8 protein-coding genes are annotated in these 6,683 nt (G+C 47.6%); 7 read left to right on the top strand and 1 reads right to left on the bottom strand.

Annotation, left to right across the window (positions count from 1 at the left end; all coding sequences use genetic code 11):
- The first annotated feature begins 21 nt into the window (after positions 1 to 21).
- Entirely contained in the window at positions 22 to 681 is a 660-nt protein-coding gene (gene lepB, locus EKK48_30680) for a signal peptidase I (GenBank protein ID RTL34945.1), read from the top strand.
- Here lepB and EKK48_30685 read toward each other — a convergent pair.
- On the bottom strand, positions 678 to 1,565 hold the full coding sequence (locus tag EKK48_30685; protein ID RTL34946.1) for a DNA adenine methylase: 888 nt from the start codon (positions 1,563 to 1,565) through the stop codon (positions 678 to 680). The genes lepB and EKK48_30685 overlap by 4 nt on opposite strands.
- Before the next feature lie 137 nt (positions 1,566 to 1,702).
- Here EKK48_30685 and EKK48_30690 point away from each other — a divergent pair, with 137 nt between their 5' ends.
- The 6 genes from EKK48_30690 (at position 1,703) to EKK48_30715 (ending at position 6,584) form a co-directional block, all read left to right on the top strand.
- Positions 1,703 to 2,359, top strand: a complete 657-nt coding sequence (locus EKK48_30690) for a DsbA family oxidoreductase (GenBank protein RTL34947.1) — start codon at positions 1,703 to 1,705, stop codon at positions 2,357 to 2,359.
- Between the two features lie 735 nt (positions 2,360 to 3,094).
- Positions 3,095 to 3,835: a hypothetical protein gene (locus EKK48_30695; GenBank protein ID RTL34948.1), complete on the top strand. Its 741-nt coding sequence runs from the start codon at positions 3,095 to 3,097 to the stop codon at positions 3,833 to 3,835.
- Between the two features lie 106 nt (positions 3,836 to 3,941).
- Positions 3,942 to 4,484 carry a hypothetical protein gene (locus EKK48_30700; protein ID RTL34949.1) on the top strand — a complete coding sequence of 181 codons (543 nt, stop codon included), beginning with the start codon at positions 3,942 to 3,944 and terminating at the stop codon, positions 4,482 to 4,484.
- Between the two features lie 200 nt (positions 4,485 to 4,684).
- Positions 4,685 to 5,164: a hypothetical protein gene (locus tag EKK48_30705; protein ID RTL34950.1), complete on the top strand. Its 480-nt coding sequence runs from the start codon at positions 4,685 to 4,687 to the stop codon at positions 5,162 to 5,164.
- Between the two features lie 209 nt (positions 5,165 to 5,373).
- Positions 5,374 to 6,051, top strand: a complete 678-nt coding sequence (locus EKK48_30710) for a response regulator transcription factor (protein ID RTL34951.1) — start codon at positions 5,374 to 5,376, stop codon at positions 6,049 to 6,051.
- A gap of 269 nt (positions 6,052 to 6,320) precedes the next feature.
- Complete coding sequence (locus EKK48_30715) at positions 6,321 to 6,584, top strand: XRE family transcriptional regulator (protein ID RTL34952.1); 264 nt, start codon at positions 6,321 to 6,323, stop codon at positions 6,582 to 6,584.
- Positions 6,585 to 6,683 lie beyond the last annotated feature (99 nt).

A 6,683-nucleotide genomic window follows, 5' to 3' on the forward strand; every position in this document is an offset into this window, starting at 1 on the left:
CAAGATTGCTATTATTTCTAAATGCGCAACCTAAAGATCATATTGCAAGTTCTTCTGGTACTCATGAGCATGATCATGGTCATGAGCGCATTTATCTGGATGCGTTGCTCAATTGAAGGCAGACGGGTGACGGCAGACAACATGGCGCCGACACTGAACACAAACGACAAAGTCTTATTCGACATGACACCATACCGTTCCGGGCACCCCTTTGTGCGGGGTCAAATAATACTGTTCTTTCCCCCGTACACAAAAATCAGACCGAAGGATATCAGCCGAGAGCCGATGCTGCTTCTCGATAAAGCATTTGCACCACCATCTCTGCACAATCCGGAATCATCGATCAAGAGAGTAATTGGCCTGCCGGGCGACAAAATTGAAATCACAAACGGCGGAGTATTCGTTAACGACTTAAAAGTCTCTGAGCCTTATGTAAAAGAACCAGCCAGGTATGAGTTGCACAAACTCAAAGACATTGGCGGCGAACTTCTTTCTGGTGGTGCTATCTACCCATATCCAGCCCAAGAAGAACCGATAGTGGTGCCACCCGGGCAGCTATTCGTGCTCGGCGACAATCGCAACAACAGCCAGGACAGCCATCTCTGGGGTTTTCTCGATGCAGAGCGCGTACTCGGCAAAGCGATTTTAGTTTTTTATCCGAGACTGCAAATTATTCACTAGTAGTTGGAGATGAACAACTCATTTCCAATTTTGCTTTGCTTTTTCAAGTTGCAATTATTCATACCGTACTGCAGCTGCCAGTCTTTGATATTTGCCCATTTGTATAGATCGCGAATTTCAGCACAATCATCATAAGTAATCAAAAAACGATGCGAGGTTTGCTGCAGAATTTTTGCCAGCTTCCAATGGTCGAAAGCATGCAGACTGCCGTTGTGTCCATACAATTTGGTAGCCGTAAAATAGGGCGGATCCAGAAAGATAAAGACATCGTCGCCAGGCTCTAGAATCACAGCTTCAAAATCCTGACAGGTGATGCGAACATCTTTCAGTGCTGCCGGCATGGGGGCAAGCCGTTCAATCGAAGATGCCGTGAAACGCGAAAGGCTCGCTGCACGGGAGAACCCACCAGCTCGCGTTGTGCCCGAAAATGTGACTCGGTTGAAAAAGAAGAACAGAAACGCTTCCCGGAAAGAATGCTCGGGAACTTCGTTGCGCGCCGTCAAAAAATAGTCTCTAATTTCGTCTGCAGACGAAAACCCGGCCCGAAATCTCTCCAGATCAAACGCCAATCGGGCGCACGACTCAGAATCCTGCACAATCTGCCAGAAAGACATCAGTTCCTTGAATGCATCGTTGATCCAGTATGTCTGCGCAAAGTCGACACTGCGAGCATGGAAGAAGACGCTTCCGCCACCGACCAGTGGCTCCCGGAACTCCTTTGCACGGGCAGGCATATGTTCAGCTATCTTATCTATAGCTTTTTGTTTTCCGCCTGGATAGCGCAGGGGCGATCTATAAGCTGCTGCCTTGCCTGGCGGCTTGCCTTTGCATTCACCTTCGACAAAGGGAGACGGAGTTATCTGCGCTGCAAGAGGATCAATCATCCCTCAATGATACTCGCCAAACGGCTCAAACACTGGATCTTCAAACACAAAAAATGTTTACTTGTATGTCCGCTTGATATATCAACTCTCCAGCTCTTTGGATAGAATGAGCAGTTATAAATCATTCGGAGGCGACAATGAGCTCGAGAAACGCAGATAGTATCCAATTGGATATTTATTCAGATCTGATCTGCCCATGGTGTTATGTAGGGAAAGCACGATTAGACGCCGCACTCGAAACTTTAGGTCCATCGAAAAAAATCAACATTCAATGGAAACCATTTCAACTCAATCCCAACATGCCCACTGAAGGTATGGAACGGAGCCAATACATGTTGAAGAAATTCGGCACCAGTGATGTTTCAGCGATGCAGGCACGCCTCTCTGCCGCAGGCGCGGAAAACGGGCTCGTCTTCAACTTCGCCTCCATGAAACGCGTGCCCAACACTTTCAGCGCCCACAGATTGCTCTGGTTTGCTCTAAAAGATGACAAACAGCATGCCCTGTCGGCAGTACTCTTTCGAAAGTATTTTCACGACGGTCTGGACATCGGTGAAACTGAAACACTGGTGGATGCCGCAACTGAAGCAGGTCTCGATGGTACAGCAGCAAGAAACTTTCTGGTCGGCAAAGATGGCTGCGAATCCGTTGAAAAAGAAGAGAAGGAAGGCAGACTGCTCGGCATCAACGCAGTGCCAACCTTCATTGTCAACGGAGATATAATCGCTTCCGGTGCTATACCAGCCGCTGAACTCGTCTGCGCCATTGAAGCGGCTGCGACTCTGGCCAAATAGTAGAATACTGCGAGATAGAGAACAAAGGGCCAATTAATCAGGTGAATTCTGGTATCGAATATGACACCAGTTCCATTAGTAAGCGAAACATCGCTCGACGAAAGTCTTCACCGACAGGCTGCGCAAAAGACTGCTCAAGCAACTTTCCAAAGCCAAAGAGCTGAGCAAAAGCTCCGCTAACCGGCTTAAACCGCTAGCCTCAGCGCTTCAGCTTGAGCACTGGAATTTGACAGGGACAGGAAGCCGAACATTTACAATCACATTTACAGCTAATGCCGCATTTGCACTTGCAGTCTTTCAAGCGGCGGAAGAATAGAAACCAAACAATCGCAACAATGGCAAAGACAGCAATGAAAATCCAGGCTTCGTTAGGAATCATTCTGTAAATTTGCAGCCACAGAGGGCGGGCACTCTTGGCAGCGAAAGCCGGACTGGCCAGCAAGACGCCTAACACCACAGCTTGCAGCAAATACACCGGTACGACCGCGAATCCTTTTGAAAAGCTTTTCATACTAAGTCCAACCCCTGATACCACAACTCTTTCTTACCACAAAATCAGGCCTCGATTACCGCAGAGTCCTAAAATAACAGCTAGCGTCGTTGCTTATCCAGATGCGCTCGAAGATAGAAGGGTCCTGAAAGTTGGATACAAATAGATGTAAAAAATGGTGGATACACAGCCGAGGACGCTTCCCGGACCTCTTGCCGCTCCTGATCTGCCTGCTGGTTCTGTCCATGACAGAGGCAAAGGCACAAGATGCCAGTCAATCGCCCAGTAAGCGGCCTCTACAGGGTGGCGTTAATCTTGACGACACCTTACCGCCCGTACCCCAGGAATTTCAGATTGGCAGTCAAATCGGAGATGCCCAGCTGCGCTCACAGACGCCTGACAACATGTGGTTCCCCATCCCCAACTGGCTTGCCGGCAAGTGGCATTCAGAAACGAAGTTGATCGATTACGTTCAAGACTGCAAGACAGGAGCCAGCCAGTCACCGCATCTGGTGGTGAAGGAAGTAGACAGCGCACTCCATGGTCATCAACGCGATAAAACCGGCAGGATCTGGGAGTTTATTCAAATTCCCCAGATGAGAAAGCTAGGGCTGGCGCACGGTAGCGCCTACGTGCGAGCCGTCAGAAAGGATATTATTGAGTCAGATCCTCAAGAAGTGATTATCAAGGTGTTGTCTAATCAGATTACAGTCAACGACAAAGACCAACAGATTGTTTCTTCTAACCAGGTTCAGCAAATTGGAACGTATACACAGCTTGACGACGGATTGGTTCAGTTGAACGCCTCGCTGCGAAACTTCGATCACGACGGTACGCCAATCCAAATGCAAAAACAGTCACTGACAATGCGTCGCACCGCACCATACCAGGACATCGACACTCTAGACGGACTGGACTTGAAAAGGCTACTGGCCGATTATTTGACGAAAATCGGACATCCCGAGCTCATCCCCGCCTCGAAATAAGTGTTGATTCTTGTAGTTAATCAACCACAGTTCTTTTTGACAGACGACCCGCCTAGAAGCTATATCTAATAGAAGTATTTAAGTTTCATGCCAGAGAGGATAAGGCATGCCGCAAAAACAGCTGTATTCCACAACGCTTGTATTGTGGTTGGGCGACATCACCCAGTCGACAGCCGACGCTATTATCAACGATGCCAGCCCTAATCTGACTCCCGTGCGCGGACCGAACAAAACAATCTTCACTGCAGCGGGAGCACCACTGGTAACCGAGTGCAAAAAAGTTATCGATCACCAAGGACCACTTCAACCAACACAAAATTGCGTCACCGATGCCGGACTTTTAAAAGTTAAGTACATAATCCATGCAGTAGGGCCGAACTGGCAGGGTGGAAATGCAGGAGAAGAGCAGCTGCTCGGAAGCACGTACACGAATGCTCTCAAAACAGCAGCCGATCACGCCATGTCATCGGTTTCGATAACGCCTCTCGGCATCGGAGATCACGCTAGATATCCTGTAGAGAAGTCAGCCCTTGTCGCCGTGCATGCCATCGAAGAATTTTGTCGCGCTGACGAGCGCTTGAAACAGATTCAATTCATGATCAGCGACTCGTTCGTTTACAGCGTATTTCAAAAAGCACTGACATCTTGATTTACACTTTGAACTTACCGAACCGATTAGATTGGAAGTCAAACAGATTATGATGCCATCACAGACGGTGCGAGCATTCTGCACCGATGTAAGTTGTTAAATCAGAATCGGTTGACGCTTGCTGTTGGTCTGAATTTCAGGAAAACTTGCCACGTCTCAGGCCTTGACGAGAATACCCGGCTGGCCTTAAACCTGTATGTATGCTCATCAAAACTCCGAAGCGGTTTACCTATAAAGTTCTGGTCTGCTCACTTTTAATAGGGCTGATTGTTTTTGGCGCAGACTTCTGCTGTGTCGGCGGAGTTTTCACGGCAAAGCAAGTGGTCAACGATAACTTCAACATGAGCGGCGACCAGGTCACGAATTTGAAAGGCCGGGGTGAAACGCTTTTGGACGGTTTGGGGCTTTATCATCACTGGGTGTACTTCAGTTCAACAACTCCGGTAACGCTCAAAGATCTGGATAAATACCAGGTTGTCGCGCCAAAAGATTTACCCAGGCTAGCCTGGGAATTCGCACATGAAATGCCTGAAGCAACTGCCTTGTCAGACACTCCTAATTTGTCAGGCTTTGAACGTCGACACTATTCAAAGTCAATCGATAGAAAATATCTGCTTGTAAATAACCGCACTCATGAGTACTTCTTCTCAGATGAACACACTGAACCGAGCATTTTTTAGGAGCGGGCCACTTCGTAATTTGAAACTTCCACCTTGAGGTGATCACAATTTTAATTTCACCAGAACCGGCTGATGGAGCCGTACTTCCAAGATCCACCCGATCGACCCAGCAATGAAAGGCGAAACAAACACCGGCCACTTGTTAATCGTTATCGACTAGCCATGCTTTCATCTTGTAGACTAGGGGTCACACAACCAGAGTTCCCAAAATGCCCAAGGTTCTGATAGTTGAGGACGATCTAGTATTTTCATACTTGATCCAGCATCATCTCGAACTGAATCATTACTTATCTGAAGCAGTCAAGACGGGGAAAGAAGGGCTTAAGCATCTCGACTCGGGGGCATACGATCTTGCAATTCTGGACTGGATGCTGCCCGACATGCTCGGCGTCGAGGTCTGCAAACAGTTTCGTTCCAATGGCGGTTCAATACCAATTCTGTTACTGACTTCCAAGAACAGCTCCGAAGAAAAAGCGATCGGTTTAGATTCAGGCGCAGACGACTATCTTGTCAAACCTTTCGATCCTACAGAACTAATGGCACGGCTTCGAGCATTGCTTCGCCGTCCTGTCGGGTTCACAGGCAAAATGCTCAAGGTGCAAGATGTTGAAATGGATACATCCACATTTCGAGTCACCAGAGCCGGCAAAGAAGTAGACCTGGCTTTGAAAGAAATCGCCATTCTAGAGCTTTTAATGAGACACCCGAATCAACGGTTTACGGCTGAGGCTCTGCTTCGACGAGTGTGGAGATCTGATGCCTCGGCTTCAGTGGAAACAGTGCGTACACACATGAAGACACTTCGAAAGAAGCTGAACGACAGCAACGAAAGTCCTCTCATTAGAACAACCCGGCATCTCGGGTACAGAATCGTCGACAACGACTAAAGCTTTTCAACATAGACTCTTATACTAAATTAAAAGGCAGAGCTTTGTAGACTCAAGGGGTCACCTAAAGGTGACTATGATTTACTCCTCAAACCCCAGATCCATTACAAAGAAAGGCTTTTGAGGTTTAGTTCATATTCACTTCACGTTATTTTCAGCCACACTTCCTTTACCAGTACTAGACTGAAATAGTGGAGCTATAATTTAGCTGATTGGCTACAGAATATTAGCAAAACACAAGGATCCCCATTTACTCAAAGGTCACAAAAATGTCTCAAGCTGCAAAAAAGGGCAAAGCTGCCAATCCAGAAGCAGAGTTACTTCATGATCTCGGTGAAGTTGTAAGAAAGCGCAGACTGGCCCTGGATCTATCACAAGAAGAATTGGCAAGCAGAGCCGGTGTACATAGAACTTATCTTAGCGATATCGAGAGAGGCGCTCGCAACATAACTATCACCGTCCTGGCCAGACTGGCAGATGCGCTCGAAGTAAAAGTCTCGAGACTGTTCAGATTGACTGAACAAAACAAGTAGAAAAGCTCTTGTATCGAGCTCTTGTATCGAGCTCTTGTATCGAGCTCTTGTATCGAGCTCTTGTATCGAGCTCTTGTATCGAGCTCTTGTATCGAGCTC

The organism is Candidatus Melainabacteria bacterium (genome assembly GCA_003963305.1).
In the GTDB taxonomy this organism is placed as follows: domain Bacteria; phylum Cyanobacteriota; class Vampirovibrionia; order Obscuribacterales; family Obscuribacteraceae; genus PALSA-1081.

Bases quoted from the DNA above. Each gene is read 5' to 3' on its own strand.
- EKK48_30685 (RTL34946.1), bottom strand. From the start codon at position 1,565: ATGATTGATCCTCTTGCAGCGCAGATAACTCCGTCTCCCTTTGTCGAA.
- EKK48_30710 (RTL34951.1), top strand. From the start codon at position 5,374: ATGCCCAAGGTTCTGATAGTTGAGGACGATCTAGTATTTTCATACTTG.
- EKK48_30695 (RTL34948.1), top strand. From the start codon at position 3,095: ATGACAGAGGCAAAGGCACAAGATGCCAGTCAATCGCCCAGTAAGCGG.
- EKK48_30700 (RTL34949.1), top strand. From the start codon at position 3,942: ATGCCGCAAAAACAGCTGTATTCCACAACGCTTGTATTGTGGTTGGGC.
- EKK48_30690 (RTL34947.1), top strand. From the start codon at position 1,703: ATGAGCTCGAGAAACGCAGATAGTATCCAATTGGATATTTATTCAGAT.
- EKK48_30705 (RTL34950.1), top strand. From the start codon at position 4,685: ATGCTCATCAAAACTCCGAAGCGGTTTACCTATAAAGTTCTGGTCTGC.
- lepB (RTL34945.1), top strand. From the start codon at position 22: ATGCGCAACCTAAAGATCATATTGCAAGTTCTTCTGGTACTCATGAGC.
- EKK48_30715 (RTL34952.1), top strand. From the start codon at position 6,321: ATGTCTCAAGCTGCAAAAAAGGGCAAAGCTGCCAATCCAGAAGCAGAG.